Here is a 25,605-nt window from a genome sequence, read left to right on the forward strand (position 1 = left end):
TGTGCGGCGGTCAGTTCACGCCGATTCGGTGGTGGTTGCGCTCACGGCGTGCTTCGCCTGAGCCCGTTCATGGAAGATGAAACCGATACTGTTAAGCAGCAGTTGCGCCGCCAGAATCGAGGTCATACCGCTCGGGTCATACACCGGTGCAACCTCGACCAGGTCCATGCCGACAATGTTGCCTTTGCTGCGCTTGGCCAGGGCCTGGATGATTTCCAGCACTTCGTAGTAGAGGAAACCGCCGTGGCTCGGGGTGCCGGTGCCGGGGGCGATGGACGGGTCGAAACCGTCGATGTCGATGGTGATGTAGTAGTTGATGTTCTGCGGGATCAGCGCCAGCACTCCTTCGACGCCGAGGCGGCGGACATCCCTCACCGAGAGGATTTTCGAACCGGCGGCGTGGGCCGCTTCGTAGTCATCGCGGTTGGACGACGAGACGTTGCGAATGCCCATCTGGGTCATGCCGACAATGTGGTTCATTTCCGAGGCGCGGCGCAGCGGGTTGCCGTGGCCGTAGCGCACACCGTGCCGTTCGTCGACGAAATCCAGGTGCGCATCGAAGTGGATGATGTGGATCGGGCCGCGGCCCTCGAAAGCCTTGATCACCGGCGCGTGCACCGAGTGGTCGCCGCCGAGCACCACCGGCATGACGCCGGCATCGAGGATCTTGCGCACAGCGTATTCGGTGTTTTCGTTACTGGTGACCATATCGGTGTGCACGATGTCGGCGTCACCGACGTCGACCATGCGCACGTCGGCGGCGGTCAGGTACATCACGTCGTCTTCGTGGTCGTAAGCGCCGGCGTGGCCGAAGGAAAACAGCGTCGATGCTTCGCGAATCCCGCGTGGTCCGAAGCGTGCGCCGGAGCGCCACTGGGTGCCCATGTCATTGGGCACGCCGAGCACCGCGACGTCGGCATCCAGCGCGTCCCAATCGGTGCACACCGGGGATTTGCCAAAGGTGCAATGACCTACGAATGGCAGGTTCAGGCGACCGGATTCATAACCGTTATTCGACATTTCAAGCCTCTCCACTTTTTGTTATCGGCTGGGCGGACTGCAAGGCGACCGCCGTTGGAATGACTATGGGCGCAGGTTTTCGTGGAAAAAATGCTAAACATCAGATACTCATATCGGCATTACCGATGCATCCACGTGCGGGAGGTCCAAGGTGATTCAGCTACACGATGTCGATCTGAAATTGCTCAGGGTGTTTGCCACGATTGTGCGGTGCGGGGGCTTTTCCGCCGCGCAGGCCGCGTTGAACGCCGGTCAGTCGACGATCAGCGAACAGATGACTCATCTGGAAACCCGGCTCGGGGTCAAACTCTGCCAACGCGGGCGCAGTGGGTTTCGCCTGACCGAGCAAGGCGTGGCGATACATGAAGCCACCCAACGCCTGCTGTCGGCGGTGGAAAATTTCTGCATGGACGCCGACGTGCTCAAGCAGCACATCAGCGGCAAACTCAACCTGGGAATTATCGACACCACCATCACCGACCCCGATTCGCCACTGCCACGCACCACTCAGCGCTTCGTGTCCCGGGGGCATGACGTGCACCTCAACGTCTACGTCGGCACCCCCGCCGAACTCGAAGAACGGGTGCTCGACGGCCGCCTGCACCTGGCCATCGGGCACTTCCCGATCCATGTACCGGGGTTGCTGCACACACCGCTGTATCAAGAGGCCTTGGGCTTGTATTGCGGGCGCAGGCATCCGCTGTATGGCAACAAGGCCGAAGGCGACGAACTGCTCGAAGAAATCGCCGCGAGCCGCATTGTCGTACGCGGCTACATGCAGCAATACGACCTCGAACATTTGGGTGTCAGCAAAGCCGCCGCGACCGTGGACAATATCGAGGCGCTGGCGATTTTGCTGATCTCCGGGGCCTACCTGGGCTTTCTGCCAGCGCATTTCGCCGCGCAGTGGATCAAGACCGGGGAGATGCACCAACTGGCGCCGAACAGCCTGCAACTGGTGTCGCCGTTTGACGTGATTACCCGACGCGGCACGGCCCCGCCACCGATCCTCCAGGCCTTCCTGGAGGACCTGGCGGCCAGCTCGCGTAAAACCGCCAATGGCTGATCTGCGCTCGCCACAGCCACGCAGTGCCCGGCATACTCATTGATGCAATCACCCCGCTCACCACCCTTGCAGGCCCGTTATGCGCATCCACGTCACCTTCATCGACCGCGTCGGCATCACCCAGGAAGTGCTGGCCCTGCTCGGTGGGCGCCGGTTCAATCTGGACGCCGTCGAGATGGTGCCGCCGAACGTTTACATCGATGCGCCGACCCTCGGTGCCGAGGTGCTGGAAGAGTTGCGCGAGGCCTTTCTCGGGGTGCAGGGCGTGCAAGCGGTGACGATGGTCGACATCCTTCCGGGGCAGCGCCGCAGCTTGCAACTCGATGCCTTGCTCGCGGCCAGCACTGACGCCGTTTTGGCCGTGGATGATCGCGGTGTCGTGCTGCTGGCCAACCCGGCGCTGATTGCATTGTGTGGGCGCGAACCGGCTGGTGAATCGCTGACGGCATTGTTTGATGATCCGTCCCTGCAACACACGTTGATCGAACACCACTTCCGCCTGCCCATGCACGAGGTCAGCCTGGGCGGCCAGACGTTACTGCTGGACGCCATGCCAATCACCGACGCCGGCGCCCTGCTGACCCTGTATCACCCGAGCCGCATCGGCGAACGCCTGTCGGCGCTGCACCATGACCATGCCGAAGGGTTTGATGCGCTGCTGGGCGAGTCCCCGGCGATCCGCACGCTCAAGGCCCGTGCCCAACGTGTGGCCACCCTCGATGCGCCGCTGTTGATCCAGGGGGAAACCGGCACCGGCAAAGAGCTGGTCGCACGGGCCTGCCACGCGCTCAGCACACGTCGGGAGGCGCCATTTCTCGCCCTGAACTGCGCGGCGCTTCCGGAGAGCCTCGCCGAAAGCGAACTGTTCGGCTACGCCGCCGGCGCGTTCACCGGCGCCCAGCGCGGCGGCAAACTCGGCCTGCTGGAACTGGCGGATCAGGGCACGGTGTTTCTTGATGAAGTCGGTGAGATGTCGCCCTACTTGCAAGCCAAGTTGCTGCGCTTTTTGAGCGACGGCTGCTTCCGCCGGGTGGGGGGGGATCGCGAGGTCAAGGTCAACGTTCGGGTGCTGAGTGCAACCCACCGGGATCTGGAAAAAATGGTCAGCGAAGGCCACTTTCGCGAAGACCTGTTCTACCGCCTCAACGTGCTCAACCTGCAAGTACCGCCGCTGCGCGAACGCGGCCACGACATCCTGCTGATGGCCAATCACTTCATGCAACAGGCCTGCGCGCAGATCCAGCGCCCGGTCTGCCGTCTGGCCCCGAGCACCTTTGCCGCCCTGCTCGGCAACCGCTGGCCGGGCAATGTGCGCCAGCTGCAAAACGTGATTTTCCGCGCGGCGGCCATTTGCGAAAACCCGCTGGTAGACATCGACGATCTGGACATCGCCAGGACGGCGGTGGAGCGCCAGAACGACGGTGAAGTTGGCAGCCTGGAAGAAGCTGTCGAAGGGTTTGAAAAGCACCTGCTGGAGCAGCTCTACCGCAGCTACCCGTCCAGCCGCCTGCTCGCCGCCCGCCTGCAAACCTCCCACAGCGCCATCGCCATTCGCCTGCGCAAATACGGCATTCCCGCCAAGCCCTGAAACCCTGCCCGCCTCCTACAGGGGGCTATGTGCTGTCGATGCGGACTGTTTGCAAATCGATACAGCGTATCGAATTCAAGACACAGCCCTTCCACCCCGTGTTTTCTTGCCCTGCTCGCTACACGCCTGTTGCCCGTATTGATTTCAATACAGGCAACACCCTTTGCCTCTCAACAAATAACTACAAGCCATTGATTTAATACAAATAACAAACATTGGCACCCCCCTTGCTATCACTCCCTGCAACCACGCTCGCTGCCCCGCACGAGCCTGTAAACGTCATCCGCCACCAGCAGCGGATGGGTCTGAACAATGAGGAGTGGGTATGAGCGAATTGCGTTTTACCGTCGATCACGAATGGCTGCGGCTTGAGCGTGATGGCCTGGTCACCGTTGGCATCACGCCGTACGCGCAGCAGGCTTTGGGCGATGTGGTGTTCGTGCAGGTGCCGGAACTGGGGACGTTCGGCGCCGGTGATGAAGTGGCGGTGCTGGAATCGGTGAAAGCGGCCAGCAACATCGGCATGCCGCTGGACGGCGAAGTGGTCGAAGTCAACGCGACGCTGGAATCCTCACCGGAACGGGTCAACGAAGACTCACTGGGCGAAGGCTGGTTCTTTCGTTTCAAACCGGCCGACGCTGCAGCCATTTACCAACTGCTGGATCAGGACGCCTACGCGCGCCTGACCCAGGAATCCGCCGAAGCCTGAACCCCTTCCCGCTTACCACACAGGACACCACCATGTTCAGCAAACACGATCAGATCAAAGGCTACGACGACGAACTGCTGGCAGCGATGAATGCCGAAGACGCACGGCAGGAACACCACATCGAGTTGATCGCCTCCGAGAACTACACCAGTCAACGGGTGATGGAAGCGCAAGGCAGCGGCCTGACCAACAAGTACGCCGAAGGCTATCCGGGCAAGCGTTATTACGGCGGCTGCGAACACGTTGATGTGGTCGAGCAACTGGCGATTGATCGCGCCAAACAATTGTTCGGTGCCGACTACGCCAACGTCCAGCCGCACTCCGGCTCTTCGGCCAACAGTGCTGTGTATCTGGCCCTGATCCAGCCTGGAGACACCATTCTCGGCATGAGCCTGGCCCACGGTGGCCACCTGACCCATGGCGCCAAAGTGTCTTCCTCGGGCAAGCTGTATAACGCCGTGCAGTACGGCATCGACACTAAAACCGGGCTGATCGATTACGACGAAGTCGAGCGCCTGGCCGTCGAGTGCAAGCCAAAGATGATCGTTGCCGGTTTCTCGGCTTACTCCAAGACCCTCGACTTCCCGCGTTTCCGCGAGATTGCCGACAAGGTCGGCGCATACCTGTTCGTCGACATGGCCCACGTCGCCGGGCTGGTGGCGACCGGTCTGTACCCTAACCCGCTCCCCTTCGCCGACGTCGTCACCACCACCACGCACAAAACCCTGCGCGGTCCGCGTGGCGGCCTGATCCTGGCCAAGGCCAATCCGGAACTGGAGAAAAAGCTCAACGCCGCGGTGTTCCCCGGCGGCCAGGGCGGCCCGCTGATGCACGTGATCGCAGCCAAAGCGGTGTGCTTCAAGGAAGCGCTGGAGCCCGGTTTCAAAACCTATCAGGCGCAGGTGATTCGCAATGCCCAGGCCATGGCCAAGGTGTTTATCGACCGTGGGTTTGACGTGGTGTCTGGCGGCACCGACAACCACCTGTTCCTGGTCAGCCTGATCCGTCAGGGCCTGACCGGCAAAGACGCCGACGCCGCCCTCGGTCGAGCCGGGATCACGGTGAACAAGAACGCCGTGCCCAATGACCCGCAGTCGCCATTCGTGACGTCGGGGTTGCGCATTGGCACGCCGGCGATCACCAGCCGTGGTTTCAAGGAAGCGCAAAGTATCGAGTTGGCGGGATGGATCTGTGACTTGCTTGATCACCTCGGTGATGCCGATGTCGAGGCGCAAGTCGCCAGCCAAGCCGCCGCCATGTGCAGCGACTTCCCGGTCTACCGCGACTGATCAGCCACCCCGTAATCCCTGTGGGAGCGAGCTTGCTCCCACATTGGACTGTGTGTGTGTGGGCTCGCCTCTGCCTTCCGAAGAAAGAAAATACTCATGAACCCCATTGTGGAATCAACCAACCCCGCCCCGGCCAAAATGCAAGTCGGCGTCAAACTGCGCGGTGCGCAAAAGGTCGCGCGGATCCCGGTCAAGATCATCCCGACCGATGAGTTCCCGCGCAAACCCGACTGGATCCGCGTGCGCATGCCGATCTCTCCCGAGGTCGACCGGATCAAACAATTGCTGCGCAAACACAAGCTTCACAGCGTCTGCGAAGAAGCTTCGTGCCCCAACCTCGGCGAATGTTTTTCCGGTGGCACCGCGACCTTCATGATCATGGGCGACATCTGCACCCGCCGTTGCCCGTTCTGCGATGTCGGCCACGGTCGGCCAAAACCGCTGGACGCCGATGAGCCGATGAACCTCGCCGTGGCCATCGCCGACCTGCGTCTGAAGTACGTGGTGATCACCTCCGTGGATCGCGACGACCTGCGCGACGGCGGCGCCCAGCACTTCGTCGACTGCCTGCGCGAGATCCGCAAGCTGTCGCCGGGCGTGCAACTGGAAACCCTGGTCCCGGATTACCGGGGGCGCATGGATGTTGCGCTGGCGATCACCGCGACGGAGCCGCCCGATGTGTTCAACCACAACCTGGAGACCGTGCCACGGCTGTACAAAGCCGCGCGGCCGGGTTCGGATTTCGAGTGGTCGCTGGACCTGTTGCAGACATTCAAGTTACTGGTCCCGTCCGTCCCGACCAAGTCCGGCCTGATGCTCGGCCTTGGTGAAACCGACGAGGAAGTGATCGAGGTCATGCAGCGAATGCGTGAGCACGACGTCGACATGCTCACGCTCGGCCAGTACCTGCAGCCGTCGCGCAGCCATTTGCCGGTCCAGCGTTTTGTGCACCCGGACGTGTTCGCCTGGTTCGCCGAGGAAGGCGCAAAAATGGGCTTCAAGAACATCGCCTCCGGCCCGCTGGTGCGCTCGTCTTACCATGCAGACCAACAAATGCAGGGTGCAAAGGCAGTCTGAGGTATGTCGCCTGGAAGAAAGTGACGGGCATAAAAAAACGCCAGACCCGATAGGATCTGGCGTTTCTTGAAGATGGCAGGGGCGGCTGGATTTGAACCAACGCATGGCAGGATCAAAACCTGCTGCCTTACCGCTTGGCGACGCCCCTGTAGCACTTGCTACGTGTGGACGGGAATTTAACAACTTTCGCGCCGTCCGGGAAGCCCCTGCTTAAAATATTTTTCTTCTAAAACAGCCACTTAACATTAATTGATTGCAGATACAACGGGCGCCGCAGCCGATTAAACCCCTGGCTGATGACTGGTCACACAGTGAATGCCGCCGCCACCGGCCGAGATGGCGTCGATATTGAGCTGCACCACCTCACGGTCTGGGTAGAGCTCTGACAGCAGGTCGAAGGCCTTGGTATCGGCAGCTTTGTCCCCGAACTCAGGCGCAATGACCGCCCCGTTGATCACGAAGTAGTTGATGTAGCCGGCGGCGAAGTCCGGGTTGTTCTTGTTGAACTTGCTCTTGCGCGGGTACAGCGGTGGCGACACGGTATGCACTTGGAGCTTGCGGCCATCGGCGTCCGTGGCGTTTTTCAGAATCTCCAGGTGCGCCAACGTGACGTTGCGGTCGTAGGACTCGGGGTCGTTGTCGAGGTTGGCGATCACGACGCCCGGCTTGACGAACCGTGCGTAGAAATCGACATGAGCGTCGGTGATGTCTTTGCCTTTGATCCCCGGCAGCCAGATGATTTTGCGCAAGCCGAGGCGCTCCTTCAGTTCTTGCTCGACCTCGGCCTTGCTCCAGTCCGGATTGCGATTGGCGTTGATCCAGCTGCTTTCGGTCATGATCCCGGTGCCGTGACCATCCACTTCGATACCGCCGCCCTCGCCCACCAGTTCGGTGCGCAGGTCACTGGCCTCTGCGTGTTCAGCGACCAGACCGGCCAGCTTCGCGTCCTTGGCGTGCTGCTGTTTGTTGCCCCAACCGTTGAAGTTGAAGTCCACAGCACCCAGTCCGCCGTCGCCGTCGATGACAAAGTTGGCGCCGATGTCGCGCATCCAGATGTCATCGAGCTGGGTGCTGATATAGGTGATGTTGGCCGTACCGCACAGCTCCTCGGCCAGACTTCGCTCGTTGCTGCGGCAGAACACCGTCACCGGCTCATAGCGGGCGATGGTGCGGGCGATCCGGCCAAGGGCTTCTTGCACATCGGCGGTGAAGTCCTCCCAGATCGCGTCCTGTGCGCCAAAAGCGATGAAGGCGCGTTGGTGTTTATCGCCTTCATCGGGCATGAACCATGGGCCCCGGGTGGCGGCGTTGACCCAGCCCATGGAGGCGGCGGCGCCGAGACCTGCGACCACGGAGACGTATTTGATGAACTCGCGACGCGTCGACATATGTAAATCCTTGAATAGCGGTTCGTAATTGCGCAAAAGGTGAAGGCCGGCACCGGGTGCCGGCCGGATGTCACTGCGCAGTGGCAGTCTTGAACTTGGTCCAGGTGCGCATCCGCGCGCGCATATCGGCTTGCGAAATGTCCTTGCCCGGGATCAGCCGTGCGTAGGTGGCGTCGTCGAGGTAGATGTCCGGGTTATTGCGCATGGCCGCATCGACACTCGGCCGCGCCTTGGCGCTGGAAGTCGGGTATCCGGTGAAATTGCTGATAGCCGCCATGTTCTGCGGGCGCATGACGAAATTGATGAACGCATAGGCGTACTCCGGATGTTTGGCATCGACCGGAATCGCCATGGTGTCCATCCACACCGTGGTGCCTTCACGGGGAACGCGGTACTGGAACGTGGTTTTCTTGCCGGCTGAGTCCGACGTCCGCTGCGCTTGGGTCATGTCGCCGCTGTAGCCGAGTGACAGGCACAGGTTGCCATTGACCAGATCGGTCACCGGCTGCGATTGGAACTTGCGAATGTACGGCCGCAATTTCATCAGCAGATCACTGGCGGCGGCGAGGTCGGCCGGTTTGGCGCTGCGTGGATCTTTGCCCAGATAGTTGAGCACCACGGCCAACACTTCGTCCGGCGAATCGATCATCGAGATCCCGCAATCGGCAAACCGCGCGGCCAGTTCCGGTTTGAACAGCATGTCCAGGCTGCTGACCGGCGCGTCCGGCATGCGCTGCTTGATCTGCTCGGCATTGTAGGTCAGGCCGATGGTGCCCCAAGTGTAGGGAACGGTGGCCTTGCTCGAATGCTCATAGTGCGAGCGCAGCTTCTGCAAACCGGGTTCGACGTCCCCCATCGCGGTGAGTTTCGACTGGTCCAGCGCTTGCAGGCTGCCGGCGCGCATCAAGCGTTCGGCCACGGTGTCACCGGGGAAGATCAAGTCATAACCGCTGCCCCCGGCAAGCATCTTGGCTTCCAGGGTTTCACTGCCGTCCATCACGTCGTAGATCACCTTGATTCCGGTTTCCGCGGTGAACTGGCTGAGCGTGTCCTCGGCAAAATAATCGGCCCAGTTGTACAGGCGCAGGGTTTTCTCTTCGGCGTGCAGCGACGGGATCGCGCAGCACAGGGTCAGGCCCAAGGCGCCGAGCAAGCGTTTGTTGGCAATGTGCATGTCAAACCCCTTGAGTGTTCCAGCGAGCATTGAGGTGACGGCCATCCTGGCTCAACAGCGCTCCGTACATGTCCGGACGGCGATCGCGATAGATGCCCCAGCTCAAACGCTCTTCGCGCATGGCAGCGAGGTCCAGGGTGTGGACCCGCACGCCCGTGCTGTCGCGGTCGGCTTCGGCGAGCAACTTGCCTTTGTGGTTACAGATGAAGGACGAACCGTAGAAACTCATTTGCAGTTCGGGATCGGTGGTCGCCACTTCGCGGCCGACGCGGTTGGCGGCCACCACCGGCAGGATGTTGGCCGCCGCATGGCCGCGCATGGTCATTTGCCAATGATCCCGAGAGTCCAGCGCTGCGCAGCCAGGTTCAGAGCCGATGGCCGTGGGAAACAGCAACACTTCGGCGCCCATCAACGCGAGGCAGCGAGCGGTTTCGGGGAACCACTGATCCCAGCAGATCCCTACGCCGAGGCGCCCGAACGCGGTGTCCCAGACCCGGAAGCCGGTGTCGCCAGGGCTGAAATATTCCTTCTCCTGATAGCCGATGGCGTTGGGAATGTGCGTCTTGCGATACACGCCCAGCAGGCGCCCGTCGGCATCGGCCACGCTCAAGGAATTGAAGTAGGCGTTGCCAGCCTTTTCGAACCAGCTCAGTGGCAACACCACACCCAATTCCCTGGCCAGCTCAGCGAAGCGCTTGAGCACTGAGCTGTCGCTGTATTCTTCAGCCAGCGCCAAGTGCTTGTGGTTTTGCTCGATGCAAAAATACGGCGTGGCAAACAGCTCCTGCAGCAGGATGACCTGCGCGCCCTTGGCCGCCGCATCGCGCACTAATTGCTCGGCCAGATCGAGGTTGTTTTTCAAGTCCCAGGTGCAGGGCATTTGCGTGGTGGCAATTGTCAAAAGTGTCATCAGATCAACCCTCCACCGGCCACGCCGGCTGTTGTTGGGTGATGCAATGCACCCCGCCGCCGCCATGGGCCAGATGATTGATCCGCACCGGCACCACTTCACGTCCGGGAAACGCCTGGCGCAGTACATCCGCCGCATCATCGTCGGCGTCGATGCCATAAGCCGGCATGATGATCGCGCCGTTGGCGATATAGAAATTGGTGTATGACGCGCAGAACACTTGCGCCTCGGTGTCGACGGCATCGGTGGCTTCGTACAACTCGATCATCTCGAACTTGCGCCCGTGGGCATCGCTGGCCAGTTCCAGGGCGCGACGGTTTTCGCGCACCACGTCGGCATACACCGAGCCTTGGTCGCGGGTGGCGTCGACCAACAACACACCCGGACGCGCAAACGCACACACGCCGTCGACGTGACCATCGGTCATGTCACCGGTCACGTAGTCCGGATCACCCGGCAGCCAGATGGTTTTCTTCACGCCCAGCAACCGCGTGAAAATCTCTTCCATCTCGGACTTGCTCATGCCCGGATTGCGATTGGGGTTGAGCAGTACCGATTCGGTGGTGATCAACGTGCCCTCGCCATCGACATGGATCGCGCCGCCTTCGTTGCTCAACGGTGTGCCAAAGCACGGTAAGCCCAGATGATTGAGCGCACGGCGCGCCAGGCTTTCGTCCAGCTCATGCGCCGACTTGCCGCCCCACGCGTTGAAGCGCCAGCTCACCCCGGCCATGCCGAGTTGCGGGTGGCAGACGAAGCTTGGGCCGGAATCGCGGCACCAACTGTCGTTCACCGCCAACGGGATCAGCTCGATGTTCGGCCCGCACAAGGCTTTGGCACTGGCGACAGCAGACGGGTCGACGACCATTTTTACCGGTTCGAAACGGGCAATGGCATTGGCCACACGGGCGAAATCCTCTTGCACCAGCGGCAGTGTGACGTGCCAACCCGACTCCCAGAGTGCCTGGTTGTGCGGCCACACCATCCAGGTCGCGGCATGGCGAACCCACTCCGCCGGCATCCACCAACCACTGTTTTGAATTTCCTGCTGCTGCTTGACCTGCTGCATGATAAAAAGCCCTTTTAGTTAAGCCATTGTGTTCAATGAAAACTGCCTTGGCGGTCTTGGCATGCATGCTACGGCTGGAAAAACGGGCGAACAAACGATGGATTTTGCGCAGAAGTGATTAGGAGAACTTATCAATGCTCAAGCACTGGCCACCCCTCAGCACCCTTCGCGGCTTTGAAGCTGCGGCCCGTTTGGGCAGTTTTCACAAGGCCGCCGACGAGCTGAACCTCACCCAGTCGGCCATCAGTCAGCAGATCCGCAGCCTGGAGGCGTACCTCGAACAACCGCTGTTCTTTCGCAGCGGCCGCAGCGTCGCCCTGACCGACGCCGGCCACGATTTGCTCAGCACCACCCAGGCGCTGCTGCAACAATTGGCGGTCGGCATTCGCCGTCTCGGGCAATACCAGAAGCCCAATCAACTGGTGCTCAACACCACGCCGGCGTTCGCCCGACATTGGCTGTTGCCGCGTTTGGGGGATTTCCGCGCTCAACATCCAGAGGTGGACCTGTGGATCTACAGCACCGATGAAGTGCCGGACATGGCCACCCAGACCATCGACATTGCAGTGCGCGACGACATCAGCTCCCAGGCTGAATGCAGCTTCAAAGTGCTGCACGCCGACCGACTGTTCCCGGCGTGTCACCCAAGCCAATTGGCACTGCCGAGCGAACAGCGCACCACCCTGCACGGCGAGCGGGAAATGGACTGGAGTCATTGGGCGGTGGAAGCCGGTATCGACGTGGGCCAGCAGGATCAGGGACTGAACTTCTCCGATCCCGGTTTGCTGCTGGACGCGGCGTGCGCGGGGCTGGGTATTGCGTTGGTGAGTCAGTTATTGAGTCAAAAGGCGTGCAGTGACGGGTTGTTGCAGCCGTTGGTGGAGCAAACCATTCGCGGGCCGAATTGGGCGGTGCTGACGCATCGCGACAGCGAGAGCAGTGCGAGGGGGTTTAGTGAGTGGTTGGTGAGACATCTGGAGGCGATCGGCTAATGACCTGACAAGGTGGGGCGAGGCATCGCGTATCGAGCGCATCACAGGATCTGAGTTAACATTCAAGTCTCGCGTCATTCAAGACCAGGCAAGCCGAGTAAAAAACATGAACCGCCGTAAAAAAATACAGCAGCTATTAAAGGCTCACGCCAAAAAGGCCAGCGCCAAACTGGCGCCGCAAAGCAAGGAAAAATACATCAGCAAGGCTGACCGGTTGAAACTGGAGGCCGAGGCCAGTTCAGACTCAGCCGCTACCGCTGAAAGTTGATCGATACGTCTTAAACGCCGACAACCAGTCTCACCCTGTGGCAGTCAGAAGGCTCAAGTTTTTGACCGTTTGATGAGCGAACCTCAAGCGGCATCAGCGGCTGGCCGAACTGGTTATCCAGCAGCACAGAACGCGTCTCTTGGGGCTGGAACAGAAAACGTTCGCCCCACTGCCTGATACTGACCACTACCGGAAAGATCTCCCGTCCTTTTTCCGTCAGCACGTACTCCTTGTACGCGCTGCCATCTGACGCCGGTCGAATGTCGAAGACCCCGACTTCAACCAACGTTTTCAGGCGCGACGCCAGAATGTTCTTGGCCACGCCGAGACTCTTTTGAAATTCGCTGAAGCGGCGAATGTCGTCAAATGCGTCACGAATGATCATCAGCGACCAGCGATCTCCGATGGCCTCCAGTGTTCTGGCGACCGGGCATTCGTTGCTTTGCGGTGAAGCGTCTTCGACCATTTTTTTGCCCTTCCCAAAGGTGGCTTTTTCAGGTTGCAATTTGAAACCAGATGCAGCAACAATCGCATCAGGTTTTTATTTGAAACCAGATTAACACCATGGAGGTGTGCATGACAGCCAAGGTCGACTTAACCACCCAACAACTGTCCACGCAGCCTGCGGGGCTTTCTCCGTCGCTCACGTTGTTGTTTTCTGTCACCTGCGCGCTGGCCGTCGCCAACGTTTATTTCGCGCAGCCTTTACTCGACTCAATGGCTCAGAGCCTGGGCGTGGAATCATCCATGATCGGGGTTGTGGTGACGGCCACTCAGGTCGGTTACGCGCTGGGGTTGCTGTTCATCGTCCCGCTGGGTGACTTGGTCAACCGCAAGCGGCTGATTCTTTCGCACGTGTTGCTCTCCGCCGTTGCGCTCGCAGCGGTCGGCGCAGCGCAGCAATGGCTGACCCTGTTGGGTGCGATGGTCGTGATGGGGTTGTTGGCCGTGGTCGTTCAGGTGCTGGTGGCTTATGCCGCCGTGCTGGCAACGCCCTCACAACGCGGGCATGCCGTGGGGACGGTCACCAGCGGCATTGTCCTGGGCATTCTTCTGGCGCGGTTTACTTCTGGCCTGATTGCGGACCTCGCGGGCTGGCGCGCCGTGTACTGTGTGTCCTCAGGATTGATGCTGACGCTCGCGGCGGTGCTCTGGCGAGCGGTGCCTGTCACGGCGTCGCCAAGGCATGAAGAGTCCTACCTGATGCTGATCAGTTCTCTGTTCAAACTGTTCATCACCGAACCCGCGTTGCGTGTCAGGGGCTTGCTGGCCCTGCTGATCTTCGCCGCTTTTTCCGTGCTGTGGACCGCCATGGTGCTGCCGTTGAGCGCCCCGCCGCTGTCGCTCTCACACACGGCCATCGGCCTGTTTGGCCTGGCCGGTGTCGCCGGTGCCCTGGCGGCCAGAAGAGCCGGTCGCTGGGCCGATCAAGGCCTGGGACAGCGGGTGACCGGGATTTCGCTGGCGCTCCTGACGTTGTCCTGGCTGCCCATCACGTTTGCCGAGACGTCCCTGATCGCGCTGGTCTGCGGCGTCGTCCTGCTCGACTTCGCGGTGCAGGCCGTACACGTCACCAACCAGAGCGTCATTTTCGCGGCGCGACCCGATGCCCAGAGTCGTATGGTCGGCGCCTACATGTGTTTCTACTCGGTCGGTAGCGCGCTGGGCGCCGCTGCCGCGACTCAGGTTTATGCGCTATGGGGATGGATGGCCGTCAGTTTGTTGGGGGCCTTGATCAGCGTGACTGCCTGGTTTGTGTGGTTTGTCACGTTGCAGCGGGTTTCGCAGCCGTGTCTGCCACTAGGACGCCGTCCATGATGGCGAGGACTGCGGTCGAGCGCGACCCCGGCTCGAACGCAGCCCCGCGGGCTCGGCAGCGGCTACAAGATGGTGGTGTTAGCCTCGTCTGTAGCAGCGGTTACCTGGGGGGTTCTATTTTATCCAGCACGCCGTTTGCCGTGATTTCGGCCACCATGATGCTGTTTGAAATGCCCAGCAGCGCGTAGCGGGCCTCCCCCTCCAGATGATCCACCAACTGATGGACCATCACGTCGATCGAGGCCAGTGTCTCGACCAAAAATACGCCCAGGGTTTCGGCGGTGGCTTTAGGGTCCACGGAAAACAGCGTGCTGCGGGTTCGCGGTTTGGCGTTGATGTCGGCGTTCGACGGGAAATGGAAATTGAGGGCGCGTTCGGCGGCTTCGTTGAGTTTTTTTGAATCGGGTTCGTACGGGGATGCCGGATCGGTGTCCGGTGGGTTGGGTGTTACTTTGAACATATGCTCGCTTCCATGATTGAGCGCCACCCTCCTGCGACTAAACGAGAGGGAGGCAGCTGTACGCAGGTTAGTCGACCGGGGAAGCTAGCAAAGCCGGCGCGCCCGAAGGCGCCCTGCGCACAACCACCATCAAGTGCAGGCATGGGAATGCCTGAATGACAGAGCTAATGCACCTTACTTTTAACCCCGGGCGACTAAACCCGACCACTGATGGGCAGTGGCAGGGAAACGATAGAGGCCAGGGACAAAGCAAACAAGCCGGCGGATTCTGTCTTACCCGTAGGCGATGGCGCAAGGCGTTGTAGCCTCAGAGTGGTAACCGAAGGCTTCATTTAAACGCGGGCGATTTTTCTTGTTTAAGCCAGCCTGTCGACTGAACACGCGGCTTACCTGAAACCGGAAACCCTCGCAGAAATAACACAAAATAATCCGCGCCAAGCGGCACCCCGGATAAGAGCTGCTACGCTTCAAGCATTAACTTTCGCGCTTTCCAACACGCTGGCGCACACACTCTCTGCAGGCTGATGGAACAGCCGAATGACCAGCTCCTGCGCCCAACCGAATCACACTTCGTTGAGCAAAGGAGTGAACATGCCGCCCCGTAAAAACAGGCCTACCGACAACACGTCTGGGCAATCGCGAGACAACGGGGAAGAACGGGTCTTTCACTCACGCAAGGAACGCCTGTACGCCGGTGAGCAATTACGCGTGAGTCTGCCGCATGCCCTTCACGCCGAATGGAAACCCGCGCGCAAACACCGCGACCCTATCGCACTCCTCGAAGAGTCCAATCGCTATCGACTGCCCAATCTGGTGCCCGTGCGCTACGGGCGCATGCTGGCCAGTCCTTTCACTTTTTTACGCGGCTCTTCGGGGTTGATGGCCCATGACCTGGCGACGACCCCGATCACCGGCTTTCAGGTGCAGGCGTGCGGGGATTGTCACCTGATGAATTTCGGATTGTTCGCGACACCTGAGCGCAATCTGATCTTCGACATCAACGACTTCGACGAAACCCTCCCCGCCCCCTGGGAATGGGATGTCAAACGCCTGGCGATCAGTTTTGCCGTGGCCGCCCGCGACAACCGCCTCAGCGATAAAGCGGCAAAGGCGAGCGCCGCCGAATGTGTGCGTGCCTACCGCGAGAATCTGCGCAAATTTTCCAAGATGAGCCCGGTGGAAGTCTGGTACGACTGCCTGGACGCCCAAGCGATCATCGACATGGCGCCCAATGCTGAAATCAAGAAAATCCGTGAGCAATTGGTCGCCAAGGCCAAGCTGCGTGTTGGCGATTACCTTTATCCCAAAATCAGCGGTGAAGTCGGAGGGCGACGGCGTCTGATCGATCAACCGCCGATTCTGTTTCATGTGTATGAAAAGGGCTTCGTGCGCAACGTCCATCTGGCGCTGCAAGATTATCGATTGTCGCTGCCCCATGAACGGCGCGTGCTGTTCGATCGCTACCGTCTCGAAGACATTGCCGTCAAAGCGGTGGGCATTGGCAGCGTCGGTACTTATTGTTTCGTCGGCCTGTTCTTTTCCGCAGAAAATCACCCGTTGCTCCTGCAATTCAAGGAAGCCTGTCCCTCGGTACTCGCGCCCTATGCCGGCAAGAGCGAATACGAGAATCAGGGACAACGTGTCGTCACGGGGCAGCGCCTGATGCAGTCGTCCAGCGACATCTTTCTGGGCTGGACCCGCGGTCAGAACGGCCGCTATTTCTTTGTGCGTCAGTTGCGCGACATGAAAATGTCAGCGCCCATCGAGGGCATTTCCGCCCCACGATTGAAGATGTACGCCGAGTGGTGCGGTCTGACCCTGGCCCGTTCCCACGCCAAATCCGGGGATGCTGCACTCATCAGTGGCTACCTGGGCAAGACCGACTCCTTCGACCAGGCCATCGGAACATTTGCCCTCACCTATGCCGATCAAAACGCAAAAGACCATGCCTCGCTGGTGGCCGCCGAGAAATCAGGTCGGATCATTGCATTGAGAGAAGAAGAGCTATGAGGCCGAGTTTGCCGGTGGGCGTGATTTTTCGCGTCTGTCACGAATAGCCAAGCGACTGTCGTCGAATGAAAAGCGCCCCCGATTCGGGGGCTTTTTAATGGGAGTCATAAAAAAGCATCTGGCGCTTGAGCCCGTCTGATCGCCCACAAGGCGAATGCGGTTGCTCCGCCTGAGCCACGAGTGGCCTGATGCACTCAGCAAGAGAATAACAATATGAAAATCGTGAAAAGTCTTCTGGCTGCCTCACTCCTGATGACGCTGGCCATTGAGGCCCAGGCCTCTGTATCGAGTCAGCAAGCTGCGGAACTTGGCACCAACCTGACGCTGGTCGGTGCTGAAAAAGCCGGTAATGCCGATGGCTCCATCCCGCCCTATAGCGGAGGCCTGACCACGGCCCCCGCCAGTTTCAAGATCGGCGACAGCATGCGCCCGGACCCTTATGCCGGTGAGAAACCGCTGCTGGTGATCAATGGCCGCAACGTTGATCAGTACAAAAACATGCTGACGGCCACCACCGTTGAGTTGGCCAAGCGCTACCCCGGCTACCGCATCGACGTGTACCCGACCCACCGCACCGCATCGTTGCCACAGACGGTGCTGGACAATAGCCGCAAGAATGCCACCACCGCCCGGTCCCTCAATGGCGGGATTGCCTTCGACAATGTATTGCCCGGTGTGCCGTTCCCGATCCCGCAATCGGGTGCCGAAGCGATGTGGAATTTCCTGCTGCGCTACCAGGGCGTCAACATCCATTCCAAGTACGACTCCTGGAACGTCGACTCGGCGGGCGTGGCAAGCCTAGCCGTCACCGGGGAGGCCTTCGTCTCCTTCCCGATCTACGAGAACCTGTCCAAGCCCATCAACAACTCCGACCTCTACTACCAGTTGAAACTGTCCTATACGGGACCTGCGCGGCGAGCCGGCGAGTCGATCATGCTCAAGAACGCCACCAACCCGCTGCAGCGTCCTGGCCGTGCCTGGCAGTACATGCCGGCCCAGCGCCGGGTCAAACAGATTTCAATCCTGGCCTACGACACGCCGAACCCCGGCACCGCCCGAGCCCTGGAACTGTATGACTGGACGCTGGTGGGCAAGCAAGAAATGATCGTGCCCTACAACACCTACAAACTGACCTACGCGCGGGAGGCCAAGTCGCTGACCACCCCCAATTACCTGTCCCCGGATTTCGTGCGCTGGGAGAAACATCGGGTCTACGTGGTGGAAGGCAACCTCAAGCCCGGCGCCAGTCACATCTACCAGAAGCGCCGCTTTTACCTGGATGAAGACACTTGGGCCGCTGTCGCCTCCGATCAGTACGACACGAGTGGCAAACTTTACCGGGGCTCCTTCGCGTTCCTCAGCCAGAGCTATGACGAGCAGGTCCCGGATGCCACGCCTTTCATGACGTACGACCTGTCGCGCGGCTCGTACAACATCAATGGCGTGGTCGGCCCGCATGGCGGGATTCGGTATATCGAGCCGCTGTCGACGGCGCAGTGGATACCGGAGTCGATGGCGGGTGCGGGTATTCGCTAGGTGCAGGGTGATGGCGAGGACTGCGTCCTCGAACGCAGCCTCGCGGGCTAGGCAGCGGCTACAAAAGGCAGCGCCAATTGTCCCTGTTATCGGTGCCTATTGAGCCGACTGCGCGAGGGTCCCTTGGGAGTCCTCGGGCCGTAGACAGCCTTTGGCCATCCACTGGCAGTCTCTGGCCCAGTGATAGCTGGTTTCCAGATCGCCTCGATCGTTGTAATACGCCAACCTCAATTGATCGGCGTTCAGGTCGAGTTTGGCAAACCCGGCCCGCGATGCGGTGAACGCGCTATCGGGCGTCGGCGTGTTCAGGGCATACAGCTTCTGCCCTCCCGCACCGGAGATGACCCACGCTGGTTCGCCGGCACGCAACAGCAATTGCTGATTGTGATCATGGCCTGACAACAGCAGATCAACGTTGTTGCGCTGCAGCGCCGGCAAAAGCCTGGCGACCAGATCCGACTCCTCTCCATGCTGGCCCTGATTGCGCACCGGGTGATGGGACGCTGCGATTCGCCACACCGGCGCCGGACCGGGTGCCTGGAACGCCTGATCAATAAAGTCGATTTGCTGCTGCAAACTTTCACGCGGCGCCGACGTGTCGAGGAACACCATTCGCACCAATGGGCGACCGTCGACTTCACCGAAATCCTTGGCGTAAAAATTCATCGGCATCTGCCAGCGGCCCGATCCCTTGTGCTGTTGTCCGTACTTGATCTCGTACTTTTGCGACACCGGGTAATCGTGATTGCCCAGTACCGCGTAGAACGGCACATGACTCAGCCAATGCCCCCAATAGACGCGCTCGAACCGGGTTTGCCAACTGGAGTCATGGGTACTGGCCAGCGACTTGCCGTAGAAGTTGTCGCCCAGGAACACCACCATGTTCAGGCTTCCCTCATTGGCGGCGACTCGCTCCATGGCCCGCCCCACCCGCCACTGCTGCAGGTTACCGCTGCCTTGATCGCCCACGGCGATCATCGACACCGACGCAGGGTCCGGGCTTCTTAGCGGAACGTAAGGCGCTGGTGGCGTGTATAACCAGTAGCCACCCGCCATGGACAGACAGATGAAGGCGACGCTTGAGCACAGCGCGAGCCGTCTGAGCAGCAAACGTTTTGCAATCTTCGAGGGGGGCTTTATGCGCTTCAAGGGTGACTCACTGGGTGTCAGCGTTCGGAGGAAGTTCTGGTGAACTTTTCTCTTAATTGATCACACCAGTTGTTCACGCTTTGTTAAAAAATCGTGCGGTATACATTTTCAAAATGATTATTTCGACGCGATGGCGAGGACTGCGGTCGAGCGCGACCCCGGCTCGAACGCAGCCTCGCGGGCTCGGCAGCTGCTACACAGTCGACAGGGTTTTAGTGAGTGATTGGCGAATTATCTGCAAGCACCCGGCTGGATGACCCCACCAGCGAACTCGCCAACAACGCCTCCAACCCCATCGGCTTGGCGAAGTAGTAACCCTGGGCCTGCCCCGCACCTATTTCGCGCAGCAGCTCCAGCGTCGCTTCATCCTCGACACCTTCGGCAACCACACTCAGGTCCAGCGATTCGGCCATCCGCACAATCGCCCGGACGATGGCGCGGCTGCGCGCACTGGTGGTCAGCTCGAGGATGAACGATTTGTCGATCTTCAAGCCGCTGAAACGGTATTGATGCACATAGCTCAGGGACGAAAACCCGGCACCGAAGTCATCGAGCACCACCGACATGCCATTGTCGGCGAGTTGCTGCATGGTCAGGCGGGCGATGGCCGGCTCAGCCACCAGCGCACCTTCGGTCAACTCCAGGCAAATCCGCGAGGGCGCAACTCCGTGCCGCGCCAACAGTGCAAGCACTTCACTGGCAAAGTCCGGACGGGTCATGCTGTAGCTGGAGCAATTGACGTGCACCGCAGGCCAATTGGCATGTTCAGGCTGGGCGAGGATCACCGCAACGCTGGTGAGCATGTACAGGTCCAGTCGACCGATCAGGCGCAAGCCCTCGACATCCGGCAAGAACTCGCCCGGCGCGATCACCCGGCCGCCCGGCTGATGCCAGCGCACCAGCGCTTCAAGGGCAATCAGCTCGCCGGTGTCAACACTGACAATCGGCTGGAAATACGGCAGCAGTTCGTCAGTGCGTTTGAGCGCGTTGCGCAAGGCCCCTTCCCGCTCGACCTGGTCCGAAACTTCCCGGCGCACTTCCTGGTTGAACACCGCGTAGCTGTCACGCCCGGCGCTCTTGACCCGGTACATCGCCGCGTCGGCATCGCGCAGCAAGTCGGCGGGCTCGTGATGGAACTGACTGTCGGCGCTGACGATGCCGATACTGCAGGACGAAAACACTTCATGGCCATTGATGAAAAACGGCAGGTCGAACGCCACCAGAATCCGCTCGGCGATTTCGATCACCACCTCCAGCGATGCCTCGGGCGCCAGCACCGAAAACTCATCGCCCCCCAGGCGCGCCAGCATGTCGGTTTCGCGCAGGCAACCGCGCAGACGCTGGGCGGCCTGCATTAACAGCAGGTCGCCAAAATGGTGACCGAGGCTGTCGTTGACCATCTTGAAACGGTCGAGGTCAATGAACATCACCGCCAGGTGCCCGCCGACGCTGCCGAACTCCAACCAGGCCTGGCTCAGGCGGTGTTGCAGGTAGGTACGATTCGGCAACCCGGTCAGCGCATCGTGGGAGTTTTCGTGTTGCAACTTGGCATTGGCGTGATCAAGCTCACGGGTGCGGTTCTGCACCCGGGCCTCCAGCTTGAGATTGGCGGCATGGATCGCTTCGGCGGCCGTGCGGCGTGACAACGCGGTGTCGATATGCCGGGACACGAACGTCAATAGTTCCTGATCACGCAGGGTATAGCGCACCTGCGAGGTATAACTTTGCACCGCCAGCACGCCGCGCACCACATCGCCATCGAACAACGGAATGCCCAGCCAGGAGTAAGACCGGACAGACTCATTGGCCAGTTCGATTTCACCCTGCGCCGCCAATCGTTCAGCCTCGCCGACGTCAATCAGGCACGGCCGGCGCTGCCGGATAACGTACTCGGTCAAGCCCCGGCAGCCACGCCGTGCCGGCGGACAGATCGTCTGCCGCTCATCGACGTAATACGGAAAGGTCACTTCACTGATCGAGTCGTCGAACAGCGCAATGTAGAAGTTCTGCGCGAACAGCAAATCACCGACGATGCCATGCAAGGTTTGAAACAGCTCAGCCATGTCGCCGGGCTGGCTCGACAGTTCGGCAATCTGGAACAGCGCGCTTTGCAGATGCTCGGCGCGCTGGCGGTCGGCCACTTCCTGCCTCAACGCATCGTTGACGGCCGACAGCTCCAGGGTGCGGCGCATCACCGTCTCTTCCAGGTCTTCGCGGTGCAGAATCCGGTCCAGCGCCATGGCCACGTGGCGGGCCACCACCAGAAACAATGCGCGGTCTTCAGCGCTGTAGGTCCGGGACACCTCGTAGACTTGCATGGCCAGCATGCCAAAGACGTCGTCCGAGGCATTTTTCAACGGCGCGCCCATCCAGAACTCCGGACGATCACCCACGCAGTAGAAACGGTCCTCCGCCTGCGCCGCGATGATGCCGGCGGCGTCGATCAGCAGCGGCTGGCCCGTGGTCAACACCTGGCCAGTCAACGACAGGTGCGAAGGGTCGAGGTATTCATAGTGCTGGGACTCCACGGCATCCACGTCGATGATGTCGACATAATACGGGTAGTCAATCTTGCCGGTGTGCGGGTCATACAGCGCGAGATAGAAGTTCTCGGCGTCAATCAGGCTGGCCAGTAACTGGTGAACCCCCACCAGAAACACCGAGCGGTCGCGGGTCGAACTGGCCAGGTAGGTGATTTCATACAGCACACGCTGAGTAATCTGCGCGCGGGCCAGCGTATTGGTCTGGACCTGAATGCCCAGGCGCTGGGCGAAATCGGCGAGCGCCGGGTCCGCCGCTTCGTTGAGGGGGGCAAGTAGCCAACCCAGCTCGCTTTCGCCTTTACCGGTCGGCCAGCGGTGCAAGCGCCGGGTCTGGCAAAAGGCGTCAAAGTCTTCATTCGCCACGCTTGCCGGCCACTGCACCTGCGGGTCGCCCTGCCCGACCAGATGCATTTGTTCACCGGCGCGGTAAACCGCCCACGCCGTGGAGTGCGCCCAGTGGCGCGCGGGGATGAGCAATTGCTCGAGGGTGTCCTTGTTGCCAGCGTAGGTCATGCCGACCGTATCCAGATGTCCATTCAGTTGAGATGCGACAACGTCGCAATCGTTCGATTGCCGCAGGGCGTCGGTCCATGGACGAACTCTCATCAACGCTCCCTGAGCCAAAAACTGGCAATACTCACTTACAGATTGCTGGCAATGTGCCGGTTAGCTTCCCGTTTAAAGCTAATGGGAGTTTTTTTCAATCGTTTTATTGGGTGGTCGCTCTAAATGGACGACCAACTCACACCAGCAGCTCAGTGATCCACCGAGCCTGCCGGGCGATGTCTTGCAGCTTCTCCTGCGGCACGGCCTGTCGCGCTCGGGCGAGCTGGCTCAGGGTCTTCTGCTTTTCGCGCAGCAGGCGCTGCCACTTGGCCAGGAACGCCGGACTGCGTGCCTGCATCTGCAGCGGGCCGAAGTATAGCTCCTCAGCGGTGTACATCACCGGGCCAGCGCGCTCGGCAACGATGATTTCGTAGTCGAAGCGATTTTCCCGCAGCAGTTCCTCGCAGAGGATGCGGTAGCCATTTTCCATCAACCATTGGCGCAGTGGCTGCTCGCCGCCGTTGGGCTGCAGGATCAAGCGCTCCTGCCCGCTCAGCCGCGCCTTGCCGTTGTCGAGGATGTCGCGAATCGTCTCGCCGCCCATGCCGCAGATGCTGATCGCGGTGATCCCGTCGCCCGGCTCGATGGCCGCCAGTCCATTGGCCAGGCGCACGGTGATCCGCACGTCCAGGTCGTTCTCGCGCACGGTGCGTTCAGCCGCGTGGAACGGCGTCAACGCCACCTCACCGGCGACGGCCGCCACGATGGCGCCACGGTGCATCAACGCCACGGGCAAGTAGCCGTGATCGGAGCCGATATCGGCCAGGCGCGCACCGACTGGCACATGCGCCGCCACGCGTTCCAGGCGCATGGACAATGTCTGTTCGTTCAACTGCAGTTCCCTTCACCACGAATGCCCGGCACCGTTGGCCGGATCGGGACGCGATTGTGTCGGGCAATGCTGCGCATTACAAATTCCTGCGACCGGGGCCCGGATCGGCCCCGTCCTGGCGCCTGCGTCAGGGTCATCGGACCAGCCGATACGTGGACTGCACCAAACCGGAAGGAAAGCAGCAACTGGAGACCAGTTTCAAGTCAACATCCTGCTGAAGACGCCCGAACAATGGCCTTCCCGACCCGATCAGCACGGGCACGGTGGTAATCACCATGTCAGCAACTAACCCATCGCGCAGGAATGACTGCACCAACTGCCCGCCATCGACATAAACCCGATGCACGCCCTGCCCGGCCAGTTCCTCCATCAAGGCCGCGGGGGTGAGACTGGAAAAACGCAGCTTGCCCTTCAACGCGTCGGGCACCGGTGAATGGGCCAACTGTTCAGACAGCACCACGACGGGCCGGTCATAGAACCATGATTCGAAGGTCAGCACCTTCTCGTAGCTTCCCCGCCCCATCACGATCACATCCTTGTCGGCGATGAAGGCTGAGTAGCCATGATCCTCGGCCGGATCATCACGCTGCAAAAGCCAGTCGATGTCCCCATCAGCGCGGGCGATGAAGCCATCCAGACTGGTGGCAATGAATACATGTGCGGTGGCCATCAGGTCCCCCTATTTATCCGTCGTAGGTCAAAGCATGATCATACGTGTGAATTTGAGGAAGACCTGGACAAGCAAGCATTTGGGCGCGACAGGAAGGATTTGACCCGCCTGCTATGCTGCATCCACCGTTCATTGACTCAGGTCTAAACGCTGAACGGTCGAATCCTGATAATGATTTTTCATATTTTTAGGCAGGCTCTGAATGACTCCACAGATCTTCCAGATTCACGGCCTCGTGAGTTTTACCCTCGCCATCCTCCTGCTTTTTCTCGGCAAATCCCTTGTTCAGCGCAATGCCTTGCTCCGTCAATACTGCATTCCCGAGTCGGTGGTTGGCGGCTTTGTCTGTGCGGCAGTGACGACCCTGTTTTATTTCGGCCTTAACATCGAGATCGAATTCGATCTCGATGTTCGCGACACCCTGCTGCTGTATTTCTTTGCCGGCATTGGCTTGAACTCGGACATGCGCCAGCTGCTCAAGGGCGGCGTCCCGCTGCTGATCCTGCTGGTGCTCGCGGGGGTGTTCATCGTCCTGCAAAACGCGCTGGGCATGGGCGTGGCCGAGGCATTTGGACTCGATCCCAAGGCCGGGTTGATGGTGGGCTCCATTTCCCTGACGGGTGGCGCGGGCACGACCCTGGCCTGGGCGCCGCTGTTCGTCGACAAGCTGGGCATCAATAACGCGCATGAACTGGGCATGGCCAGTAACACTGTCGGCCTGATTGCCGCGTGCGTGATCGGCGGCCCGATCGCCAACCGCCTGATACGTCGTCATCAACTGACACCTTCCGGGGACGGGAGCCTGGAAGTCGGCGTCCTTGAACAGCAACCCCACCAGTCAATGGACTACTACGATGTGCTCTGGGCGTGGATGTGGCTTAACCTGACCCTGATGCTCGGCTACGGACTCAACCTGCTGCTGGTCGATGCCGGTATCACCCTGCCCAAATTCGTCAGTTGCCTGTTCGCGGGTATCGTCATTCACCACATCGTTCTCGCGGTGATGAATGAACAACGGTTGAAATCCTGGGGCGGCGCCCGCCTGGGTCTGTCGCTGATCTCCGATATCTGCCTGGGCATGTTTCTGACCATGGCGCTGATGGGGCTTCAGTTATGGCAGCTCAGTGGCGCGTTGTTGTTCATTCTGTGCGCCCTGAGCCTGCAAATCCTGCTGACGGTGCTCTACACGTATTTCGTGGTGTTCCGCTGCATGGGCCGCAATTACGAAGCCAGCGTGATAGCGTCCGGCTTCGGCGGCATTGCCCTCGGGTCCACGGCAACGGCCATCGTCAACATGACGACCGTGACGCAAAAATACGGCGCGGCACATCAAGCCTTCCTGATCGTGCCGCTGGTGTGTGGCTTTTTCATTGACCTGGTCAATGCGGTGATCATTGGTATGTTCAGTGGTATCTAGCACCGCCCCGGTCC

At 60.3% G+C, this 25,605-nt stretch carries 22 protein-coding genes and 1 tRNA gene; 11 read left to right on the forward strand and 12 right to left on the reverse strand.

Features of this window, described 5'->3' with window-relative positions:
* Positions 1-15: 15 nt before the first annotated feature.
* The gene (speB, locus tag D882_RS0119340; RefSeq protein ID WP_027924755.1) at positions 16-1,020 is read right to left on the reverse strand and encodes an agmatinase; all 1,005 of its coding nucleotides are present in this window, start codon (positions 1,018-1,020) and stop codon (positions 16-18) included.
* Between the two features lie 151 nt (positions 1,021-1,171).
* On the opposite strand from speB, the gene D882_RS0119345 reads away from it, so the two are divergent.
* From D882_RS0119345 to lipA, 5 genes are all read left to right on the forward strand, one after another.
* Positions 1,172-2,086: a LysR family transcriptional regulator gene (locus D882_RS0119345; RefSeq protein ID WP_027924756.1), complete on the forward strand. Its 915-nt coding sequence runs from the start codon at positions 1,172-1,174 to the stop codon at positions 2,084-2,086.
* A gap of 79 nt (positions 2,087-2,165) precedes the next feature.
* Positions 2,166-3,674: a sigma-54-dependent transcriptional regulator gene (locus D882_RS0119350; RefSeq protein WP_027924757.1), complete on the forward strand. Its 1,509-nt coding sequence runs from the start codon at positions 2,166-2,168 to the stop codon at positions 3,672-3,674.
* Positions 3,675-3,999: 325 nt separating this feature from the next.
* On the forward strand, positions 4,000-4,383 hold the full coding sequence (gcvH, locus tag D882_RS0119355) for a glycine cleavage system protein GcvH (protein WP_027924758.1): 384 nt from the start codon (positions 4,000-4,002) through the stop codon (positions 4,381-4,383).
* A 32-nt stretch (positions 4,384-4,415) separates the two neighbouring features.
* Positions 4,416-5,672 carry a serine hydroxymethyltransferase gene (gene glyA, locus D882_RS0119360; protein WP_027924759.1) on the forward strand — a complete coding sequence of 419 codons (1,257 nt, stop codon included), beginning with the start codon at positions 4,416-4,418 and terminating at the stop codon, positions 5,670-5,672.
* A gap of 96 nt (positions 5,673-5,768) precedes the next feature.
* Positions 5,769-6,749: a lipoyl synthase gene (gene lipA, locus D882_RS0119365; protein WP_027924760.1), complete on the forward strand. Its 981-nt coding sequence runs from the start codon at positions 5,769-5,771 to the stop codon at positions 6,747-6,749.
* A 73-nt stretch (positions 6,750-6,822) separates the two neighbouring features.
* Here lipA and D882_RS0119370 read toward each other — a convergent pair.
* The 5 genes from D882_RS0119370 to D882_RS0119390 all read right to left on the reverse strand — a co-directional run bounded on the left by D882_RS0119370 (position 6,823) and on the right by D882_RS0119390 (position 11,290).
* Positions 6,823-6,897, reverse strand: a tRNA-Gln gene (locus D882_RS0119370).
* Positions 6,898-7,030: 133 nt separating this feature from the next.
* Positions 7,031-8,137 carry an agmatine/peptidylarginine deiminase gene (locus tag D882_RS0119375; protein ID WP_027924761.1) on the reverse strand — a complete coding sequence of 369 codons (1,107 nt, stop codon included), beginning with the start codon at positions 8,135-8,137 and terminating at the stop codon, positions 7,031-7,033.
* 70 nt (positions 8,138-8,207) lie between these two features.
* Positions 8,208-9,311: an extracellular solute-binding protein gene (locus D882_RS0119380; RefSeq protein ID WP_027924762.1), complete on the reverse strand. Its 1,104-nt coding sequence runs from the start codon at positions 9,309-9,311 to the stop codon at positions 8,208-8,210.
* 1 nt (position 9,312) lies between these two features.
* The gene (gene aguB / locus D882_RS0119385; RefSeq protein WP_027924763.1) at positions 9,313-10,221 is read right to left on the reverse strand and encodes an N-carbamoylputrescine amidase; all 909 of its coding nucleotides are present in this window, start codon (positions 10,219-10,221) and stop codon (positions 9,313-9,315) included.
* 4 nt (positions 10,222-10,225) lie between these two features.
* On the reverse strand, positions 10,226-11,290 hold the full coding sequence (locus tag D882_RS0119390; RefSeq protein WP_027924764.1) for an agmatine/peptidylarginine deiminase: 1,065 nt from the start codon (positions 11,288-11,290) through the stop codon (positions 10,226-10,228).
* Positions 11,291-11,424: 134 nt separating this feature from the next.
* Between D882_RS0119390 and D882_RS0119395 the strand changes: the two genes are divergently transcribed.
* Positions 11,425-12,282 carry a LysR family transcriptional regulator gene (locus tag D882_RS0119395; protein ID WP_027924765.1) on the forward strand — a complete coding sequence of 286 codons (858 nt, stop codon included), beginning with the start codon at positions 11,425-11,427 and terminating at the stop codon, positions 12,280-12,282.
* A 106-nt stretch (positions 12,283-12,388) separates the two neighbouring features.
* The gene (locus D882_RS1000000132155; protein WP_081743980.1) at positions 12,389-12,550 is read left to right on the forward strand and encodes a DUF2986 domain-containing protein; all 162 of its coding nucleotides are present in this window, start codon (positions 12,389-12,391) and stop codon (positions 12,548-12,550) included.
* Positions 12,551-12,560: 10 nt separating this feature from the next.
* Here the strand turns inward: D882_RS1000000132155 and D882_RS0119405 are convergent, their stop codons facing one another.
* A complete protein-coding gene (locus D882_RS0119405; protein WP_027924766.1) occupies positions 12,561-13,016 on the reverse strand; it encodes a helix-turn-helix domain-containing protein in 456 nt (151 codons plus the stop codon).
* A gap of 110 nt (positions 13,017-13,126) precedes the next feature.
* On the opposite strand from D882_RS0119405, the gene D882_RS01000000131255 reads away from it, so the two are divergent.
* On the forward strand, positions 13,127-14,368 hold the full coding sequence (locus D882_RS01000000131255) for an MFS transporter (protein ID WP_050590214.1): 1,242 nt from the start codon (positions 13,127-13,129) through the stop codon (positions 14,366-14,368).
* Positions 14,369-14,468: 100 nt separating this feature from the next.
* On the opposite strand, the gene D882_RS0119415 is transcribed toward D882_RS01000000131255, so the two are convergent.
* Positions 14,469-14,828, reverse strand: a complete 360-nt coding sequence (locus tag D882_RS0119415) for a DUF6124 family protein (protein ID WP_027924767.1) — start codon at positions 14,826-14,828, stop codon at positions 14,469-14,471.
* A gap of 591 nt (positions 14,829-15,419) precedes the next feature.
* Here D882_RS0119415 and D882_RS0119420 point away from each other — a divergent pair.
* A complete protein-coding gene (locus D882_RS0119420; protein ID WP_050590218.1) occupies positions 15,420-16,838 on the forward strand; it encodes a DUF2252 domain-containing protein in 1,419 nt (472 codons plus the stop codon).
* Positions 16,839-17,051: 213 nt separating this feature from the next.
* Positions 17,052-18,374, forward strand: a complete 1,323-nt coding sequence (locus tag D882_RS0119425; RefSeq protein ID WP_027924769.1) for a DUF1329 domain-containing protein — start codon at positions 17,052-17,054, stop codon at positions 18,372-18,374.
* Between the two features lie 96 nt (positions 18,375-18,470).
* On the opposite strand, the gene D882_RS0119430 is transcribed toward D882_RS0119425, so the two are convergent.
* The 4 genes from D882_RS0119430 to D882_RS0119445 form a co-directional block, all read right to left on the reverse strand.
* The gene (locus D882_RS0119430; RefSeq protein ID WP_050590215.1) at positions 18,471-19,352 is read right to left on the reverse strand and encodes a metallophosphoesterase; all 882 of its coding nucleotides are present in this window, start codon (positions 19,350-19,352) and stop codon (positions 18,471-18,473) included.
* 383 nt (positions 19,353-19,735) lie between these two features.
* A complete protein-coding gene (locus D882_RS01000000131260) occupies positions 19,736-22,672 on the reverse strand; it encodes an EAL domain-containing protein (protein WP_050590216.1) in 2,937 nt (978 codons plus the stop codon).
* A gap of 136 nt (positions 22,673-22,808) precedes the next feature.
* Entirely contained in the window at positions 22,809-23,504 is a 696-nt protein-coding gene (locus D882_RS0119440) for a tRNA (adenine(22)-N(1))-methyltransferase TrmK (protein ID WP_027924771.1), read from the reverse strand.
* Positions 23,505-23,637: 133 nt separating this feature from the next.
* Positions 23,638-24,174: a dihydrofolate reductase family protein gene (locus D882_RS0119445; protein ID WP_027924772.1), complete on the reverse strand. Its 537-nt coding sequence runs from the start codon at positions 24,172-24,174 to the stop codon at positions 23,638-23,640.
* Positions 24,175-24,376: 202 nt separating this feature from the next.
* On the opposite strand from D882_RS0119445, the gene gltS reads away from it, so the two are divergent.
* A complete protein-coding gene (gene gltS, locus D882_RS0119450) occupies positions 24,377-25,591 on the forward strand; it encodes a sodium/glutamate symporter (RefSeq protein ID WP_027924773.1) in 1,215 nt (404 codons plus the stop codon).
* Positions 25,592-25,605: the final 14 nt, after the last annotated feature.

The organism is Pseudomonas sp. URMO17WK12:I12 (genome assembly GCF_000514395.1).
GTDB classification, from domain to species: domain Bacteria; phylum Pseudomonadota; class Gammaproteobacteria; order Pseudomonadales; family Pseudomonadaceae; genus Aquipseudomonas; species Aquipseudomonas mucoides.

Bases quoted from the DNA above. Each gene is read 5' to 3' on its own strand.
- speB (WP_027924755.1), bottom strand. From the start codon at position 1,020: ATGTCGAATAACGGTTATGAATCCGGTCGCCTGAACCTGCCATTCGTA.
- D882_RS0119350 (WP_027924757.1), top strand. From the start codon at position 2,166: ATGCGCATCCACGTCACCTTCATCGACCGCGTCGGCATCACCCAGGAA.
- gcvH (WP_027924758.1), top strand. From the start codon at position 4,000: ATGAGCGAATTGCGTTTTACCGTCGATCACGAATGGCTGCGGCTTGAG.
- glyA (WP_027924759.1), top strand. From the start codon at position 4,416: ATGTTCAGCAAACACGATCAGATCAAAGGCTACGACGACGAACTGCTG.
- lipA (WP_027924760.1), top strand. From the start codon at position 5,769: ATGAACCCCATTGTGGAATCAACCAACCCCGCCCCGGCCAAAATGCAA.
- D882_RS0119375 (WP_027924761.1), bottom strand. From the start codon at position 8,137: ATGTCGACGCGTCGCGAGTTCATCAAATACGTCTCCGTGGTCGCAGGT.
- D882_RS0119380 (WP_027924762.1), bottom strand. From the start codon at position 9,311: ATGCACATTGCCAACAAACGCTTGCTCGGCGCCTTGGGCCTGACCCTG.
- aguB (WP_027924763.1), bottom strand. From the start codon at position 10,221: ATGACACTTTTGACAATTGCCACCACGCAAATGCCCTGCACCTGGGAC.
- D882_RS0119390 (WP_027924764.1), bottom strand. From the start codon at position 11,290: ATGCAGCAGGTCAAGCAGCAGCAGGAAATTCAAAACAGTGGTTGGTGG.
- D882_RS0119395 (WP_027924765.1), top strand. From the start codon at position 11,425: ATGCTCAAGCACTGGCCACCCCTCAGCACCCTTCGCGGCTTTGAAGCT.
- D882_RS1000000132155 (WP_081743980.1), top strand. From the start codon at position 12,389: ATGAACCGCCGTAAAAAAATACAGCAGCTATTAAAGGCTCACGCCAAA.
- D882_RS0119405 (WP_027924766.1), bottom strand. From the start codon at position 13,016: ATGGTCGAAGACGCTTCACCGCAAAGCAACGAATGCCCGGTCGCCAGA.
- D882_RS01000000131255 (WP_050590214.1), top strand. From the start codon at position 13,127: ATGACAGCCAAGGTCGACTTAACCACCCAACAACTGTCCACGCAGCCT.
- D882_RS0119415 (WP_027924767.1), bottom strand. From the start codon at position 14,828: ATGTTCAAAGTAACACCCAACCCACCGGACACCGATCCGGCATCCCCG.
- D882_RS0119420 (WP_050590218.1), top strand. From the start codon at position 15,420: ATGCCGCCCCGTAAAAACAGGCCTACCGACAACACGTCTGGGCAATCG.
- D882_RS0119425 (WP_027924769.1), top strand. From the start codon at position 17,052: ATGAAAATCGTGAAAAGTCTTCTGGCTGCCTCACTCCTGATGACGCTG.
- D882_RS0119430 (WP_050590215.1), bottom strand. From the start codon at position 19,352: ATGATCGCCGTGGGCGATCAAGGCAGCGGTAACCTGCAGCAGTGGCGG.
- D882_RS01000000131260 (WP_050590216.1), bottom strand. From the start codon at position 22,672: ATGAGAGTTCGTCCATGGACCGACGCCCTGCGGCAATCGAACGATTGC.
- D882_RS0119445 (WP_027924772.1), bottom strand. From the start codon at position 24,174: ATGGCCACCGCACATGTATTCATTGCCACCAGTCTGGATGGCTTCATC.
- gltS (WP_027924773.1), top strand. From the start codon at position 24,377: ATGACTCCACAGATCTTCCAGATTCACGGCCTCGTGAGTTTTACCCTC.